This is a genomic window from Mycolicibacterium grossiae (genome assembly GCF_008329645.1).
GTDB lineage: Bacteria > Actinomycetota > Actinomycetes > Mycobacteriales > Mycobacteriaceae > Mycobacterium > Mycobacterium grossiae.
This window is the reverse complement of record NZ_CP043474.1, coordinates 3,910,471-3,928,108: the sequence shown is the minus strand read 5'-3', so window position 1 is coordinate 3,928,108 and position 17,638 is coordinate 3,910,471. Positions and strand designations below refer to the sequence as shown.

Below are 17,638 nucleotides of genomic sequence, written 5' to 3'. Positions count from 1 at the left end.
CATAGTCGTTGATCGATTCAGATGACGATTCAGCGGGCATCGGACACCTGCTTCACAGCACTCTCAGACCACGGCCAGCGGCAACGCGCCCGGCACCACCGGCGCCGGTAGGTCCGACTCGCCCATCAGGTACGCGTCGACGGCGTGCGCCGCGCTGCGGCCCTCCGCGATCGCCCACACGACCAGCGAGGCGCCCCGGTGGGCGTCGCCGCACACGAAGACCCCGGGGGCGTCGGTCTGCCAGTCGGAGCCGCACGGCAGCGCCCCGCGCCCGTTGAGCTGCAGCCCGAGCCCGTCGAGCAGCGCCATGTGGTCGACGCCCTCGAAGCCGATCGCCAGCAGCGCCAGGTCGCACGGCACCTCGAAGCTCTCCCCGACCGGGGTGATCTGGCGGCGCCCCGAGGCGTCGCGCTCGACCTTCACCTCCGCGACCTCCAGCGCCCGGACGTGCCCCTGCTCATCACCCAGGAAGCGCTGCACCGCCACCTCGTAGCGGCGCGCCCCGCCCTCGGCGTGCGCCGGCGACAGCCGCGTCCGCAACACCAGCGGCCAGGTCGGCCACGGCGTGCGCGAGTCGTCGCGGATCTCCGGCGGCTCGGGGTTGTAGTCGAGCTGCGTGACCGAGGTCGCGCCCTGCCGGTGTGCCGTGCCGAGGCAGTCCGCGCCGGTGTCGCCGCCGCCGATGATGACGACGTGCCCGTCGCGCGCCGAGATCGGCGACGTTCCGTCGCCCTCGCACTCGCGGTTGGCCGGCACCAGGTACTCCATGGCCAGGTGCACGCCGCCGAGGTCGCGGCCCTCCACCAGGTTGTCGCGACCGCGCAGCGCGCCGACGGCGAGCACGACGGCGTCGTGCTGCGCCCGCAGCGCCTCGACGGTCAGGTCGACGCCCACCTCGCAGTCGGTGACGAACCGCGTGCCCTCGGCGCGCATCTGCGCCAGCCGCTGATTGAGCACCCGCTTCTCCAGCTTGTACTCCGGGATGCCGTAGCGCAGCAGCCCGCCCGGCCGGTTGTCCCGCTCGTAGACCGTCACGTGATGCCCGGCGCGCGTGAGCTGTTGCGCCGCCGCGAGTCCCGCCGGTCCGGAACCGACGACGGCGACGCTCTTGCCGGTGGCGATCGCCGCGGGCTGCGGTTCCACGATGCCGTCGAGCCACGCCTGGTCGGCGATGGTCTGCTCGATCCGCTTGATGGTCACCGACCCGCCGGTCTGCTCCTCGGAGATCGACAGCACGCACGCCGCCTCGCACGGTGCCGGACACAACCGGCCGGTGAACTCCGGGAAGTTGTTGGTGGCGTGCAACCGGTCGCTCGCAGCGTCCCAGCGACCCCGTCGCACCAGGTCGTTCCACTCCGGAATCAAGTTGCCCAGCGGACAACCCGCCGTGCCGGAATGGCAGAACGGGATGCCGCAGTCCATGCAGCGGCGCGCCTGCTGCGAGACCTCGCCCGCGCGTTCGTGCGGGTCCTGGGTCTCGTAGACCTCGCGCCAGTCGCCGACGCGTTCGTCGACGGGGCGCTTGGACGCCTCGATCTTCGGCACCTTCAGGAATCCGGTGGGGTCAGCCACGGGTCGCCTCCATGATCGCCGCGTCCACGTCGCGCCCCTCGGCCTTGGCCATCCGGGTCGCCCGCAGCACGCGCTGGTAGTCGGTGGGCATGATCTTGGTGAACAGCGCACTGCGTCTGGGCCAGTCGGCCAGCAGCGACGTCGCGATGGCGCTGCCGGTGTACCGCGCATGGGCGGTGACGACCTCGCACAGCCACTCGAGGTCCTCGGGTTCGGGTCGCTGCAGTTCCACCATCGCCGGGTTGACCTTCGCCGGGTCCAGGCCGAGCACGTAGGCGATGCCGCCGGACATGCCGGCCGCCATGTTGCGGCCGGTCGGCCCCAGCACCACCACGCGCCCGCCGGTCATGTACTCGCAGGCATGGTCGCCGACGCCCTCGGCGACCGCGGTGGCGCCGGAGTTGCGTGCGCAGAACCGCTCCCCCACCCGGCCGCGCAGGAACACCTCGCCGGAGGTGGCGCCGTAGAGCAGCGTGTTGCCCGCGATCACGTTGTCCTCGGGGATGAACAGCACGTCCTCCGGTGGCCGGACGACGATCCGCCCGCCCGAGAGTCCCTTGCCGACGTAGTCGTTGGCGTCGCCGACGAGGTCGAGGGTGACGCCCGGAGGCAGGAAGGCGCCGATCGACTGGCCGGCCGAGCCGTGCAGCGTCACGTGGATGGTGTCGGCGGGCAGGCCCTGCGCACCGTAGCGGCGGGTGACCTCGGTGCCCAGCATGGTGCCGACCGTCCGGTTGACGTTGCGGACCGGCAGGTCTAGGCGCACCGGGTGGGCGTCCTCGAGCGCACCCTCGGCGAGGGCGATGAGCGTCTTGTCCAAAGCCTGATCCAGTGCGTGGTACTGATCGGTGACCTTGCGCCGCTGCGTGAGTCGCTCGCCGTGCGCGTTGGTCGGCATGGCGAAGATCGGGGTGAGGTCGAGTCCCTGGCTCTTCCAGTGCGCGACGCCGACCGCGGTGTCGAGGACCTCGGCCTGCCCCACCGCCTCGTCGATGCTGCGGAAGCCGAGTTCGGCCAGGTAGCGCCGGACGTCCTCGGCGATGAACCGGAAGAAGTTCTCCAGGAACTCGGGCTTGCCGTTGAACCGGGCCCGCAACTCCGGATTCTGCGTCGCGACGCCGACCGGGCAGGTGTCGAGGTGGCAGACGCGCATCATGATGCAGCCGGACACCACCAGTGGCGCCGTGGAGAAGCCGAATTCCTCGGCGCCCAGCAGCGCAGCCACGATCACGTCGCGTGCCGTGCGCATGCCGCCGTCGGCCTGCACGGTGATGCGGTCGCGCAGTCCGTTGAGCACCAGCGTCTGCTGTGCGTCGGCGAGTCCCACTTCCCACGGCAGCCCGGCGTGCTTGAGCGACGTCAGCGGCGCGGCGCCGGTGCCGCCGTCCCAGCCGGAGATCAGCACCACGTCCGCGTGGGCCTTCGACACCCCGGTGGCCACCGTGCCGACGCCGACGGAGCTCACCAGCTTGACGTGGACGCGTGCCTGGTCGTTGGCGTTCTTCAGGTCGTGGATCAGCTGGGCGAGGTCCTCGATCGAGTAGATGTCGTGGTGTGGCGGTGGCGAGATGAGCCCCACGCCCGGCGTGGAGTGCCTCGTCTTGGCGATGCTCGGGTACACCTTGTACCCCGGAAGCTGGCCACCCTCACCGGGTTTGGCCCCCTGCGCCATCTTGATCTGGATGTCCGTGGCGTTGACGAGGTAGTCGCTGGTGACGCCGAAGCGCCCGGACGCGACCTGCTTGACGGCACTGCGGCGGCGAGGGTCGTACAGCCGGTCGACGTCCTCGCCGCCCTCCCCGGAGTTGGAGCGACCACCGAGGTTGTTCATGGCGATCGCCATGGTCTCGTGCGCTTCGGCCGAGATCGACCCGTAGCTCATGGCGCCGGTGTTGAACCGCGTGCAGATCGACTCGGCGGACTCGACCTCCTCGAGCGGCACGGGTGGGCGCAGCCCGGTCTTGAAGTCGAACAGACCGCGCAGCGTGCCGCCCTCGCGGGACAGCCGATCCACCTCGTCGGTGTACTGCGCGAAGATCTCGTGGCGACCGGTGCGCGTCGAATGCTGCAGCAGGAACACCGTTTCCGGAGTGAACAGGTGCAGCTCGCCCTCGCGACGGAACGCGTACTCCCCACCCACCTCGAGTCGCCGGTGCACCCGTTCGGTGGGGTTTTCGGGGTAGGCGCGACGGTGGCGCTGCTTGACCTCCTCGGCCACCACGTCCAGACCCACGCCGCCGAGCCGCCCGGGCGTGCCGGTGAAGTACTCGTCGATGACGTCGCGGTCCAGACCGATCACCTCGAAGGCCTGCGCCGCGGTGTAGGAGGCGACGGTCGAAATGCCCATCTTGCTCATGACCTTCATGACGCCCTTGCCGAGCGCCTTGAGGTAGTTGCGGACGGCGGCCTGGGTCTCGACGCCGGTCAGTTCACCCTCGCGGATCAGGTCCTCGATGGACTCGAACGCGAGGTACGGGTTCACCGCCGCGGCACCGAAGCCGATGAGCAACGCGATGTGGTGCACCTCGCGGGCGTCGCCGGTCTCCACGACGAGTGCCACGGTGGTGCGTTCCTTGGTGCGGACCAGGTGGTGGTGCACCGCCGACACCGCCAGCAGCGACGGGATCGGGGCCTTGGTGTGGTCGGAGTCGCGGTCGGAGAGCACCAGCGTGCGCGCCCCGCTGGCGATCGCCTCGGACGCACGGTGCCGGAGGTCCTCGATCGCCTCGGCGAGTCCCTCTCCGCCGCGCTCGACATGGTACAGCGCCCGCAGCACCTTGGTCTGGAAGCCGGGCTGATCGCCGTCGTCGTTGATGTGGATGATCTTGTTGAGTTCGTCGTTGTCGAGCACCGGCCAGCCCAGCAGGATCTGGCGGCACGACGCGGGCTGCGGGTCCAGCAGGTTGTGCTCGGGACCCATGACGCGCGACATCGACGTGACGATCTCCTCGCGGATGGCGTCCAGCGGCGGGTTGGTCACCTGAGCGAACATCTCGACGAAGTAGTCGTAGAGCAGCCGCGACCGCTGCGACAGGACCGCCGCGGGCGTGTCGGTTCCCATGGAGCCCAGCGGTTCCGCCCCCGAGGCGGCCATCGGGGTCAGCAGGATGCGCAGGTCCTCCTCGGTGTAGCCGAAGGCGATCTGGCGCCGCACGACCGAGTCGTGATCGGGCTGCATCCGGCCCCGCTCGGGCAGCGTGTGCAGGTCGAGCAGTCCGGCGTGCAGCCACTCCTCGTAGGGGTGGGCAGCGGCGACGGCCGACTTGATCTCGTCGTCGGGCACGATGCGTCCGGCCGCGGTGTCGACGAGGAACATGGTGTTCGGCTCCAGCCGGCCCTTGGCGACGACCTCCGCCGGCGGGACCGGCAGGACGCCGCTCTCACTGGCGAGGATCACGCGGTCGTCGATGGTGCGCCACCACCGCCCGGGCCGCAATCCGTTGCGGTCCAACACCGCTCCCACCACGGTGCCGTCGGTGAACGTGACGCACGCCGGACCGTCCCACGGTTCCATGATCGAGGCGTGGAACTGGCAGAACGCCCGCCGGGCCGGATCCATCGTGGTGTTGTTCTCCCACGCCTCCGGAATCATCATCATCACGGCCTCGGGCAGCGTGCGCCCACCGAGGTGCAGCAGCTCCAGGACCTGGTCGAACGACGCCGAGTCCGACGCATCGGGCGTGCAGATCGGCGACAGCCGGGCCAGGTCGCCGCCGATCAGCGGGCTGGCGAGCATGGCCTCGCGGGCGTGCATGCGGTTGCGGTTGCCGCGCACGGTGTTGATCTCACCGTTGTGGGCGATCATCCGGAACGGGTGCGCCAGTGGCCAGGACGGAAACGTGTTGGTGGAGAAGCGGCTGTGCACGATGGCGATCGCGCTCGTACAGCGCTCGTCGCGTAGATCGCGGAAGTACAGCGGCAGCTGCTTGGTGGTGAGCATGCCCTTGTAGGCCATGGTGCGGCTGGACAGGCCGGTGAAGTAGACGCCGGTGCGCGCCTCGTCACCGCTCGGGAGGTGACCGGCGCGCTTGCGCAGCGGGTACACCTTGCGGTCGAGGTCGAGTCCGCCGGGGCGGCTGCCGTTCACCTCGGGTGCGATGACGAAGAACTGCGCCATGAAGGGCATGCAGCCCAGCGCCGTCTGACCGAGGTCGGCACCGTCCGGGTCGACCGGCATGGCGCGCCAGCCCAGCACCTCGAGGCCCTCGTCCGCGGCGATGGCCTCGACCCGCGCCATGGCGTCGGCGCGGTCGACCGGATCCATCGGCAGGAAGCAGACGCCCGCGGCGAAGGTGTTGCTGCCGTCCGCGGCCGGGGCGGGGAGGTCGAAGTCGACCTCGGCCCGCAACAGGTCGACGGGCAGCTGCATGAGGATGCCCGCGCCGTCACCGCTGTTGGTCTCGGCTCCGGCAGCGCCGCGGTGGTCGAGGTGTTCGAGGGCCAGCAGTCCGTCGGCGACGATGCCGTGCGAACGGCGGCCCTGGATGTCGGCGATCATCGCGACGCCGCAGGAATCCTTCTCGCGCTCGGGATCGTAGAGACCCTGCGCATCCGGCAATGCAGAGAAGAGCATCGTGAGGTACCTCCGCAGTTCGGAAATCTCTTCCCGGGACTGCACCGGCCCGAAAGGCGATTCTATCAGCGCTGCAGCCGGACTACCCTCCGGCGAGCGTTGGTACCAGCGGAAATCCGGGAAGATTGCGGACGACGGTCCACGCGGCGATCGCGAGCAGGACCACCACGACGGCGGGTGCCGGCCATAGCGGGCGGCCGCGTCGCCGCCGCACGACCAGCCACGTCAGCAGCAGCGGCAGACCGACGAGCGCGAACACGTTGTCGGTCACCGCGGCGGCGAGGTCGCCGTGCAACAGGTCGTGGGTCATTCGCAGGCCGCCGCAGCCGGGGCAATACCAGCCGGTCAGAGCGTGGAACGGGCAGGGCGGGAACCCGAAACCGGGGCGATGCGGGTCGGCCAGCCCGACGTAGCCGAGGGCGCCGACGAGGACGGCGCCGGTACCGACCGCCACCGCGGTGCGGCCGCGCCGAGGTGGGGCGTCAGGTGCCATCGCGCAGCGGGCGGCCCTCGGGGTCGCGGACCTTGTCGGTCAGGATCAGGACGGCGTCGATGATGCCCCAGATGACGGCCACGACGCCGCACGTGATCAGACCGAGGACCAACTGCAGGACGCCGAGTCCGGTGTTGCCGAGGTAGATGCGGCCGACGCCGACGAGGCCCACCAGTCCGAGCAGCTGCAGCAGCCCGGCGACGAGCTTCGACTTCGGGGAGTACGGCTCGCCCGTCATCGGGTGACGGCCGTAGGGAGCCGACGGGTCGTAGTACCCACCGGACGGCGGTGGCGGGTACGACGGCGGCGGGTACCCGGGCTGGCCGTGCGGGGGCGGGTAACCCGGCTGCTCCGGAGGAGGCGGAGGCGCGGTCCAGTCCTCACGGCCACTGAACGGCGGTTCACTCATGGCGTTCAGCATGCCAGACGCGCGGCCCGTCGCGGTGTGTGTCAGCGGCGCAGGCGGTTCAGCAGGCGACGCCGCAACGCTCGCGCGGGCGTCAGCTGCTCGGCCTGACGTTCCGCCGTGACGGCGGCGTCGTGCACGGTTGCGGCGTCGTCGCGGGCCTTGGTCACCTCGTCGCCCTCGACCGAGCCCAGCCCTTCCTCGGGGGAGGACGTATCGGTGTCCGTGTCGGTGTCCGTGCGCTCGTCGGAGACGTCGTCGGCGACCTGTTCCGCGTTGGCCGCACCGTCGCTCGCGGCCTCGTGCACCGCGGCCGCGTCGTCCTCCGCCGCGACGACCTCTTCGCCCTCGACCGAGCCGAGGCCCTCCTCGGGCGTCGACGTATCGGTTGCATCGACGTCGGATGTCGGCTCGGCGGCCTGCTCGGCATTCACCGCACCGGCGTTCGCAGCCTCGTGCACCTCGGCCGCGTCGGCCTCCGCCGCGACGACCTCCTCGCCCTCAACCGAGCCGAGGCCCTCCTCGGGGGACGACGTGTCGCTGTCGGTGTCCGTGTCGGTGGGTTCGTCGGAGACGTCGTCGGCGGCCTTCTCCGCATCGGCAGCACCGGCGCTCGCAGCCTCGTGCACCTCGGCCGCATCAGCCTCCGCCGCCACGACCTCTTCCCCCTCGACCGAACCCAAGCCTTCTTCGGGAGACGACGTGTCGGTGTCGTCGACATCGGATGCCGGCTCGGCGGCCTGCTCCGCATCGGCAGCACCGGCGCTCGCAGCCTTGTGCACCTCGGCCGCATCAGCCTCCGCCGCCACGACCTCTTCCCCCTCGACCGAACCCAACCCCTCCTCCGGGGACGACGTATCGGTGTCGCCGACATCAGATGCCGGCTCGGCGGCCTGCTCGGCATTCACCGCACCGGCGCTCGCGGCCTCGTGCACCGCCGCCGCATCAGCCTCCGCCGCGACGACCTCTTCGCCCTCGACCGAACCCAACCCCTCCTCCGGGGACGACGTGTCGGTGTCCGTGTCGGTGCCGTCGGAGACGTCGTCGGCCGCGTTCTCCGCATCGGCCGCACCAGCGTTCGCAGCCTCGTGCACCGCCGCCGCGTCAGCCTGGGCCGCCACGACCTCTTCCCCCTCGACCGAACCCAACCCCTCCTCGGGAGACGACGTGTCGGTCTCGTCGACATCGGATGCCGGCTCGGCGGCCTGCTCGGCATTCACCGCACCGGCGCTCGCGGCCTCGTGCACCGCGGCTGCATCGGCTTGGGCCGCCACGACCTCCTCGCCCTCGACCGAACCCAGACCCTCCTCCGGAGAGGACGTGTCGGTGTCGTCTGCCTCCTCGGCGGTGTCGTCTGCCTCCTCGGCGGTGTCGTCTGCCTCCTCGGTGGTCTCGTCGGCCACCGCCTCGGCGATGGCCTCGGCCTCGGCAGCACCTTCGGCCGCGACCAGGTGCGCTTCCGGCGCACCTTGCTCGGCGGCCTCGGCGTCCTCGCCCTCGACGGCGCCGAGGCCCGCATCGGGCGTCGACGCCTCGGCGGCGGCCATCTCGTCGGCGAATTCCGTGGCGACGGCGATGTCTTCGCTCGACGCGGTCGCCACCTGCTCGGCCAACTCCTCGGCCTCGGCGGCGGGCTCGTCGTGCTCCTCGGCCTCGACGTCGGCGATGGTCTCGGCGAAGTCCTCGGCCTCGGCGATGTCCTCGCTCGGCGCGGTCCGGACCTGCTCGACGAGTTCGTCGGCCTCGGCAGCCGCCTCCGACTCCCCTGCCGTCTCGGGCTCTTCAGCCGTTTCGACGTCCTCTGAATCGCTCGTGGCGGACGGCGACTCCCCGGCTGCGCGGTCCTCGTCGCCGGCAACCACCGCCGCGGCCACCAGGCCAGTGGTCGCGGCTGCGGCCGTCGCCTCGGCACCGACGTGCTCGGTCGCCGACTCGACGGCGCCTTCGCCGGCGTCGTGGCCACGCAGCGTCTCCGGAGCCTCCCGACCCTTCTTGGCCACCATCACGTACACCACGGCACCGATGAACACGAACGTCGACGTGAAGGTGTTCACGCGAATGCCGGTGTCGGCAATCGTCGTCGCGTAGTCGCTGCGCATCAGCTCGATCCAGAACCGGCCCACGCAATACCCCGCGACGTACAGCGCGAACAACCGGCCGTGCCCGAACCTGAAGCGGCGGTCCAGGAGCAGCAGCGCCGCGAACACCAGCAGGTTCCACAGCAGTTCGTAGAGGAACGTCGGGTGCACGACCTCGACCAGCTGGCCGGTCGAGACGCCGTTCAGCGAGTCCGGAATCCCCGCGGCGTTGCGCCGCTCGTAGATCTCCAGGCCCCAGGGCAGCGTCGTCGGCCGGCCGTAAAGCTCTTGGTTGAAGTAATTGCCCAGGCGACCGATGGCCTGCGCCAGCACGATGCCCGGCGCGATCGCGTCACCGAACGCGGGCAACGGGATTCCCCGTCGTCGACAGGCAATCCATGCCCCCACGCCGCCGAGCGCCACCGCGCCCCAGATGCCGAGACCGCCGTCCCAGATCCGCAGTGCCGCGCCGAAACCCTTGCCGTCGGGGCCGAAGTAGGTCGTCCAGTCGGTGATCACGTGATAGAGCCGGCCACCGATCAGCCCGAACGGCACGGCCCACAGCGCGATGTCGTAGATGACGCCCGGCTCGCCGCCGCGCGCCGACCACCGGCGGTCGCCGATGATCAACGCCACCACGATCCCCACGAGGATGCACAACGCATACGCGCGGATCGGGATGGGACCGAGATGCCAGACGCCCTGCGCCGGGCTGGGAAGGTACGCCAGTACCGTCGTCGTCACGCCGAAATCCTCTGTCGTACCCCGTCGGCCAATTCCTCAGTCAGCGCGCGGACGGCCGGAAGGCCGTCGGCGAGCGCCGACACCAACGCCGAGCCGACGATCACGCCGTCGGCATAGGCACCGATCTCGGCGGCCTGCGCCCGTGAACGCACACCGAGTCCCACCCCCACCGGGATGTCGGACACCGCCTTGACCCGCGAGACGAGTTCCGGTGCCATGTTCGACACCACGTCGCGCGCGCCGGTCACACCCATCGTCGACGCCGCGTAGACGAAGCCGCGCGACGCCGTCACCGTGGCGGCCAGCCGCTCCGGCGTCGACGACGGCGCGACGAGGAAGATGCGGTCGAGCCCCAGATCATCGGACACCGCCATCCACTCGTCGGCCTCCTCGGGGATCAGGTCCGGCGTGATGAGCCCGAGCCCACCCGCCGAGGCGAGGTCGCGGGCGAATGCCTCCACGCCCCACTTGAGGACGGGGTTCCAGTACGTCATCACGACGGCGCGGCCGCCGGCGGCGGTGATCGCCTCGACCGCCCGCAGCGCGTCGCGCACCCGCACGCCACCGCGCAGTGCGGTCTCGGTGGCCGCGGCGATCGTCGGTCCATCCATCCCCGGATCGGAGTAGGCGACGCCGACTTCGATGATGTCGCAACCAGATTCGGTCATGGCGACCATGGCGTCGATCGACGTCGACACGTCCGGGTAACCGGTCGGCAGGTAACCGATCAGCGCCGAGCGTCCCTCCGCGCGGCACGTCCCGAACAATTCGGACAGGCCGGCACTCACGACGACGCCCCCTCCTGCAGCAGATCGAACCACCGGGCCGCCGTCTCGACGTCCTTGTCCCCGCGGCCGGAGAGGTTCACCACGATGATCGAACCGGGGCCGAGTTCCGCACCGAGCTTGAGCGCACCGGCGATGGCGTGCGCCGACTCGATCGCGGGGATGATGCCCTCCTTGCGGGACAGCAGCGACAGCGCGTCCATGGCCTCGGCGTCGGTGATCGGCAGGTACTGCGCCCGACCCATGTCCTTGAGGTACGCATGCTCCGGACCGACGCCCGGGTAGTCGAGACCCGCAGAGATGGAATGCGATTCGATCGTCTGACCGTCCTCGTCCTGCAGCAGGTAGGAGAACGACCCCTGGAACGCGCCAGGAGTGCCGCCGGTGAACGTGGCGGCGTGCCTGCCCGTCTCGACCCCGTCACCCGCGGCCTCGTAGCCGACCAGCCGGACGCTCGGATCGTCGATGAACGCGTGGAAGATGCCGATCGCGTTGGACCCGCCGCCGATGCACGCGGTCACCGCGTCGGGAAGCCTTCCGGCCTGGTCCTGAATCTGCGCGCGGGCCTCCATGCCGATGACCCGCTGGAAGTCGCGCACCATCGTCGGGAACGGGTGCGGCCCGGCGGCCGTGCCGAAGCAGTAGTACGTCGCGTCGGCGTTGGTGACCCAGTCGCGGAACGCCTCGTTGATGGCGTCCTTCAACGTCTTCGAGCCGGACTCGACCGACACCACCCGCGCACCGAGCAGGCGCATGCGCGCGACGTTCAGCGCCTGGCGCGCGGTGTCGACCGCACCCATGTAGACGACGCACTCGAGACCCAGCAGCGCACACGCCGTCGCGGTGGCGACGCCGTGCTGCCCCGCGCCGGTCTCGGCGATCACGCGCGTCTTGCCCATCTGGCGCGCCAGCAGCGCCTGGCCGAGCACGTTGTTGATCTTGTGAGAACCCGTGTGGTTGAGGTCTTCTCGCTTCAGGAAGAGCCGCGCGCCGCCGGCATGCTCGGACAGCCGCGTCGCCTCGTACAGCGGCGAGGGCCGTCCGGTGTAGTGGCGCTGCAGGCGGTCCAGCTCGTCGAGGAACGTCTGGTCGGTGCGCGCCTTCTCGTACGCGGCGGTGACCTCTTCGATCACCGCCATCAACGCCTCGGGGACCAGCCGCCCGCCGTAGGCGCCGAAGTGTCCCCGGGCGTCGGGGTCGTGCACGGTGGGCTCTGCGACGGCCGCGCTCGAACGCGGCAGTTCCGGACCGTTGATGTCAGCCATCGACTCTTCTCTTCGCGCGAACCGGCTCTTCGCCGCGGTCAGCGAGAGGGTTTGGGGCAGGACGGGTGCGTACCCGCAGTGACGAGATCCGCGACGGCACTTCGAGGATCGCCGCTGGTGACCAGCCCCTCGCCCACCAGGACGGCGTCGGCGCCGGCCCCGGCGTAGGCGAGCAGGTCGGCGGTGCCGCGCACGCCCGACTCGGCCACCCGGATGACGTTGGAGGGCAGCCCCGGCGCAATGCGCGCGAAGCAGTCCCGGTCGACTTCGAGGGTCTTGAGGTTGCGAGCGTTGACGCCGATGACGCGGGCACCGGCCTGCAACGCGCGGTCGGCCTCCTCCTCGGTGTGCACCTCGACGAGCGCCGTCATCCCGAGCGACTCGGTGCGGTCGATCATCGACACCAGGGCCTGCTGCTCCAGCGCGGCCACGATCAGCAGGATCATGTCCGCGCCGTGCGCCCGCGCCTCGTGGATCTGGTACGGCCCGATGATGAAGTCCTTGCGCAGCACCGGGATGGACACGGTCGCGCGGACGGCATCGAGGTCGTCGAGCGACCCGTTGAACCGACGCTGCTCGGTCAGCACGCTGATGACCCGGGCTCCGCCGTCCTGGTAGGCCCGCGCGAGTTCGGCGGGGTCGGCGATCGCGGCGAGTTCGCCGCGCGACGGACTCGCCCGCTTGACCTCGGCGATCACGCCGATGCCGGGCTCCTGCAGAGCGGCCAGGACGTCGCGCGGAGGCGCCACCTCACGGGCCTTCGCCTTGACGTCGGCCAGGCTGAGCGCGGCCTCGCGGACGGCGACGTCGGCACGGACTCCCTCGATGATGGAGTCGAGCACGGTGGCCGAACTCATGAGCCGTCGATGTCCTTCCCCAGTGGTGGCCAGCGCCGCGGCGCCGCCGGTTCCCTCAGGAGAAAGACTAACCGCCAGCCCGCCATCGGTCGTCACCGACCCTCGCTCGGACCGGTGGTCGGGTCGCGCCCTTCGTCGAGGGCGTCCCAGATCATCCGTTCGCTCATCCCGTCGCCGTCCGCGCTGCCGTCGACCTGCTCGACCGCGGCCTCACGACGCGCGGCCGGGGCGGCGTACTTCGAGGTCGGCGCAGCGCCGCGGCGGGCTGTACGCAGCAGCAGGACCGCGGCGAACAGCGTGCACACCGCCGCGGCCAGGGTCAGCGCCGCACCCCAGTGGTGGCGCTGCGAGCCCACCAGCGCAACGATCGGCACCTGCGCCAGGTCGGCCGCGCGCGGGGCGACGTCGGGCACCACCCAGTGAGCGATCCCGAGATACCCCATGCCGGCGCTCGACGCGGCGACCAGCACGGCGAGCAGACGCAACGGCCACCCCCGCACCGCGAGCACGGCCACCGCCGCCGCGAGCACCAGCAGAGCCAGCGGGATCAGTGCCGTCGACCAGCTCGCGCCGGTGAGCGTCGTCGTCTTCGGCTGCCCGAGCCCGTCGGAGGACGACACGTCGACCCACGGCAGGCGCGACGCCACCCACAGCCCGAGGCCCGCGACGACCAGCAGCAGCTGCGCAACCCGGGTCACGGCTCGGCCAGCGTCTCGGCGGCCGCGATCGCATTCAGGACCGCGCGGGCCTTGTTGGCCGCCTCGTTGTACTCATAGGGCCCGTTCGAGTCCGCGACGACGCCGCCGCCGGCTTGCACGTAGGCGGTGCCGGCGCGCATCAACGCGGTGCGGATGGCGATGGCGAAGTCGGCGTTGCCGGCGAAGTCGAGGTAGCCGAGCACGCCGCCGTACAGGCCGCGGCGAGTCTTCTCGACCTCCTCGATCAGTTCCATGGCGCGCACCTTCGGCGCCCCCGACAGCGTGCCCGCCGGAAAGCACGCGGTCACCGCGTCCAGCGCCGTCTTGTCCTCGGCGAGCCGGCCGGTCACGGTCGACACCAGGTGCATGACGTGGCTGTAGCGCTCGATGTGGCTGTAGTCCTCGACCCGCACCGTGCCGGGCACGCACACCCGACCGAGGTCGTTGCGGCCCAGATCCACCAGCATCAGGTGCTCGGCGCGCTCCTTCTCGTCGGACAGCAGCTCCTTCTCGAGCAGCACGTCCTCCTCCTCGGTGGCGCCGCGCCACCGGGTGCCGGCGATCGGATGCGTCGTGGCCTTGCCGTCGGAGACGGTCACCAGCGCCTCGGGACTCGATCCCACGATCGAGAAATCCAGTCCGCCCTCGGCATCGGGCACGTTGAGCAGGTACATGTACGGGCTGGGGTTGGTCACCCGCAGCATCCGGTACACGTCGAGCGGATCGGCCGTGGTGTCCATCTCGAAGCGCTGCGACGGCACCACCTGAAAGGCCTCGCCCGCCTCGATGTCGCCGACGAGCTTCTCGACGATCGCCGTGTACTCCTCGACGGTGCGCTGCGCGCGGTGCTCCGGACGCGGCCGGCTGAAGGTCGCCACCGTGGATCCCAGCGGCTCGGCCAGCGCGGCGGTCATCACGTCGAGCCGCGCGACCGCGTCGTCGTAGGCCCAGTCGACGCGCTCGTCGGTGCCGTTCCAGTTCACCGCGTTGGCGATCAGCGTGATGGTGCCCTCGTGGTGATCGACGGCAGCGACGTCGGTCGCCAGCAGCAGGAGCATGTCGGGCAGACCGAGGTCGTCGAGGGCCAGCTCGGGCAGCCGCTCCAGCCGGCGCACCATGTCGTAGGCGAAGAACCCCACCAGGCCGCTGCTCAGCGGTGGCAGCCCGGGCACCTGCGCGGTGGACAGCAGATCGAGCGTCGCCCGCAGCGCCGTCAACGGGTCTCCACCGCGGGGAGCGTCCTGCGGCGTGGTGCCCAGCCACACCGCCTCGCCGTCGCGGACCGTGAGCGCCGACGGCGCACCCGCGCCGATGAAGGACCAGCGCGACCACGACCTCCCGTTCTCGGCCGACTCGAGCAGGAACGTGCCGGGCCGGTTGGCGGCCAGCTTTCGGTAGGCCGACAGCGGCGTCTCGCTGTCGGCCAGCACCTTGCGCGTCACCGGGACGACGCGGTGCTCGGCGGCCAGCGCCCGGAAATCCTCCCGCGAGGTCGTCACGGCCAACGAGGACTCGATGAGGGGGTGCACGGCCCAATACTCCCAGACCGGGCGCAGGATCCGATCAGTCAGCCAGGCGTAGCGTGAACGGCCATGACGACGATCAAGCGGGGTGACCGCGTCGAGGACTTCGAGCTGCCCGATCAGAGCGGCGCGATGCGCACGCTCAGCGGTCTGCTCGCCGACGGACCGGTGGTGCTGTTCTTCTACCCGGCGGCCATGACTCCCGGGTGCACCAGGGAGGCCTGCCACTTCCGCGACCTCGCCGGCGAGTTCGCGGCCGTGGGCGCCACCCGGGTGGGCATCAGCGCCGACGCCGTGGCCAAGCAGGCGCAGTTCGCCGACGCGCAGCGCTTCGACTACCCGTTGCTCAGCGACGCCGACGGTGATGTCGCAAGCCGCTTCGGCGTCAAGCGCGGACTGCTCGGCAAGCTGATGCCGGTCAAGCGCGTGACGTTCGTCATCGACACCGACCGCACGGTGCTCGAGGTGATCGCCAGCGAGTTCAGCATGGACGCGCACGCCGACAAGGCGCTGCAGGTGCTCCGCCAACGCCAGTCGGCGTGACGGAACACCCGACCGTCCTGGAGCTGGCGGACGTCACGTTCCGCCGCGACGGCAAGCAGATCATCGACGGCATCTCGCTGACGGTGCACGCCGGCGAGCACTGGGCGCTGCTCGGCCCCAACGGTGCAGGCAAGAGCACGTTGCTCGGTTTCTGTGCGGCGCAAATGTTCCCCACGACGGGCACCGTGCGCGTGCTCGAGAGCCAGCTGGGGCGTACCGATCTCGCGGTGCTGCGCCGCTCGATCGGCCACGTCAACCCGCGGCACCGACTGCAATATCCGCTGACGGTGCGCGAGGTCGTGCTTACGGGCATCACCGCGACGGTCGATACGGCCGCCCGTTGGACGCCGAGCGCGGCCGAGGTGGCCCTGGCCGACGACCTCATCGCCACCGTGGGTCTCGTCGCGCGCGCGGACGCCGTGTGGCCCACGCTGTCCCAGGGCGAACGCGGCCGCACGTTGATTGCGCGGGCGCTGATCTCCGACCCCCGCCTGCTCCTGCTCGACGAGCCGACCACCGGCCTCGACGTGGCCGCCCGTGAGCAACTGCTGGAAACGCTGGACGCCCTGGATGATTCGCATCCCGAGATGGCGTCCATCCTCGTGACGCACCACCTCGAGGAATTGCCAACGTCTACGACTCACGCACTGCTGATTGCGCACGGTCGCACCGTGGCGAGCGGCGCGGCGCGGGAGGTCGTCACCACCGGTCACGTATCCGAGGCGTTCGAGCACCCCGTCACGGTCGGATACGCCGAAGGACGCTGGACGGCGCGCGCGAAGGCGTCGCGCTTCGTCTGACGCGGACTCACTCCGGGTTCGGCGGTCGCGGTTCGAAGGGTTGATACCACCACCATTGGGCGCGTTCCCCGGTCGGTCCCGGACACGGCGGCACGTCCGGCGGCGGCTCGGTGGGTGTTCGAGCCAGGGCTTGGTCGTGCAGGGCGGTGCCGTCGGCGTCGGCGACACTGAGGTGCTCGGCCGGCCCGCTGATGACGATCAGCCCGCGGTGATGCGCCCGGTGATGATACGGACACACCAGCACCAGGTTGTCCAGATCGGTCGGCCCGCCGTCCTCCCAGTGCACCACGTGATGGGCATGCAGCCCCCGGGTCGCCCCACACCCGGGAACCACGCAGCAGCGGTCCCGATGCTCCAACGCCCGGCGCAGCCGGCGACTGATCTGCCGCGTCTCCCGCCCACACCCGATCGGACGGCCATCGCGCTCGAACCACGCCTCGAACGTCGCATCACAGGTCAGGTGTCGGCGGTCGGCGTCGGAGAGCACCGGACCCAGGTGCAGCGACCCCACCCGCCGGTCGACGTCGACGTGCACCACCACCGTGGTGCGCTGCCCATGCGGGCGCGCCGCCACCTCACTGTCCCAGCCCGCGGCCACCACCGCCAGGAACGCGTCCACCGTGTTCGGCATCGGCGGCGCACCCCCAGCCCCGTCGGACCGGTCGTCTGCGCCGTCGGCGTGGTCGTGCTTCCACTCGGTGACCAGTCGATCCAGGTGCGACGCCACCGCCGCGTCGACCACCGCGGCCTCGTCGTGGGGCAGCGTGATCCGCCACGTGCACGACGTCTCGTCGCTGGTCTTGCCGATCGACCGCTTCGGGTCCGGTGTCGGTCGCGGCGGGCGGGGTTCGAGTTTCACCGCGGTCCGCAGCTGGGTCACCGTGGCGACCTCGACCAGCGGGGCGTAGTGCTCATCGGACCCGTCGGCGGCCTGCTCGGCGATCACCCCCACCTGATCCAGCGACACCCGCCCGTCGCGCAAACCCGCAGTGCAGCGCGGGAACTCGGCACTACGGCGGGCGACGGCCACCACCGTCTCGGCGTTGCGCGGGGACACCCCGGTCTTCCACGCCACCAACGCCGGCACCGACCTCGCGCCGGTCATGCCACACAGGCCCTCGCGGTCGATCTCGGCGACGACGTCCACGATCGCGCCATCGATCACATTGCGTTGCCCCGTCAGCTCCGCCAACCGATCGAACAACGCCTCCAACCGCTCACCCGGAGACACCGAAGTCGAGGTGGCGGTGGACATGGCCCCATTCTGCCGACGGGGTCCGACAATTCAGCGCCGATCGGTG

General features: G+C 70.8%; 12 protein-coding genes and 1 pseudogene. 2 read left to right on the top strand and 11 right to left on the bottom strand.

Annotation, left to right across the window (positions count from 1 at the left end; genetic code table 11):
- Window positions 1-63: 63 nt before the first annotated feature.
- The 10 genes and pseudogenes from FZ046_RS18920 to FZ046_RS18875 all read right to left on the bottom strand — a co-directional run bounded on the left by FZ046_RS18920 (window position 64) and on the right by FZ046_RS18875 (window position 15,030).
- Entirely contained in the window at window positions 64-1,572 is a 1,509-nt protein-coding gene (locus FZ046_RS18920) for a glutamate synthase subunit beta (RefSeq protein WP_070355927.1), read from the bottom strand.
- Window positions 1,565-6,145 (bottom strand): glutamate synthase large subunit, encoded by a 4,581-nt coding sequence (gene gltB, locus FZ046_RS18915; protein ID WP_070355928.1) that lies wholly within the window; start codon window positions 6,143-6,145, stop codon window positions 1,565-1,567. Before gltB ends, FZ046_RS18920 begins: the two co-directional genes overlap by 8 nt.
- Window positions 6,146-6,227: 82 nt before the next feature.
- On the bottom strand, window positions 6,228-6,638 hold the full coding sequence (locus FZ046_RS18910; RefSeq protein WP_070355929.1) for a DUF2752 domain-containing protein: 411 nt from the start codon (window positions 6,636-6,638) through the stop codon (window positions 6,228-6,230).
- Complete coding sequence (locus tag FZ046_RS18905; RefSeq protein WP_070355938.1) at window positions 6,628-7,047, bottom strand: NINE protein; 420 nt, start codon at window positions 7,045-7,047, stop codon at window positions 6,628-6,630. Before FZ046_RS18905 ends, FZ046_RS18910 begins: the two co-directional genes overlap by 11 nt.
- A gap of 1,253 nt (window positions 7,048-8,300) precedes the next feature.
- A pseudogene (gene lgt, locus FZ046_RS28355) lies at window positions 8,301-9,866 on the bottom strand (prolipoprotein diacylglyceryl transferase); the annotation flags it as partial.
- The gene (gene trpA, locus FZ046_RS18895; RefSeq protein WP_070355931.1) at window positions 9,863-10,654 is read right to left on the bottom strand and encodes a tryptophan synthase subunit alpha; all 792 of its coding nucleotides are present in this window, start codon (window positions 10,652-10,654) and stop codon (window positions 9,863-9,865) included. The gene trpA and the pseudogene lgt, both read right to left, overlap by 4 nt.
- Complete coding sequence (trpB, locus tag FZ046_RS18890; protein WP_070355932.1) at window positions 10,651-11,916, bottom strand: tryptophan synthase subunit beta; 1,266 nt, start codon at window positions 11,914-11,916, stop codon at window positions 10,651-10,653. The genes trpA and trpB overlap by 4 nt, the downstream gene beginning before the upstream one ends.
- Before the next feature lie 38 nt (window positions 11,917-11,954).
- Entirely contained in the window at window positions 11,955-12,773 is an 819-nt protein-coding gene (gene trpC, locus FZ046_RS18885) for an indole-3-glycerol phosphate synthase TrpC (protein WP_070355933.1), read from the bottom strand.
- Window positions 12,774-12,865: 92 nt separating this feature from the next.
- The gene (locus FZ046_RS18880) at window positions 12,866-13,471 is read right to left on the bottom strand and encodes a TIGR02234 family membrane protein (RefSeq protein ID WP_070355934.1); all 606 of its coding nucleotides are present in this window, start codon (window positions 13,469-13,471) and stop codon (window positions 12,866-12,868) included.
- Window positions 13,468-15,030: an anthranilate synthase component I gene (locus FZ046_RS18875; protein ID WP_407664482.1), complete on the bottom strand. Its 1,563-nt coding sequence runs from the start codon at window positions 15,028-15,030 to the stop codon at window positions 13,468-13,470. The genes FZ046_RS18880 and FZ046_RS18875 overlap by 4 nt, the downstream gene beginning before the upstream one ends.
- Before the next feature lie 33 nt (window positions 15,031-15,063).
- On the opposite strand from FZ046_RS18875, the gene FZ046_RS18870 reads away from it, so the two are divergent.
- Both FZ046_RS18870 and FZ046_RS18865 read left to right on the top strand, forming a co-directional pair.
- Window positions 15,064-15,537 carry a peroxiredoxin gene (locus FZ046_RS18870; RefSeq protein WP_070355935.1) on the top strand — a complete coding sequence of 158 codons (474 nt, stop codon included), beginning with the start codon at window positions 15,064-15,066 and terminating at the stop codon, window positions 15,535-15,537.
- Window positions 15,534-16,337: an ABC transporter ATP-binding protein gene (locus FZ046_RS18865; protein ID WP_070355936.1), complete on the top strand. Its 804-nt coding sequence runs from the start codon at window positions 15,534-15,536 to the stop codon at window positions 16,335-16,337. Before FZ046_RS18870 ends, FZ046_RS18865 begins: the two co-directional genes overlap by 4 nt.
- 7 nt (window positions 16,338-16,344) lie before the next feature.
- Here the strand turns inward: FZ046_RS18865 and FZ046_RS18860 are convergent, their stop codons facing one another.
- Window positions 16,345-17,592 (bottom strand): HNH endonuclease signature motif containing protein, encoded by a 1,248-nt coding sequence (locus FZ046_RS18860; protein ID WP_149484293.1) that lies wholly within the window; start codon window positions 17,590-17,592, stop codon window positions 16,345-16,347.
- Window positions 17,593-17,638: the final 46 nt, after the last annotated feature.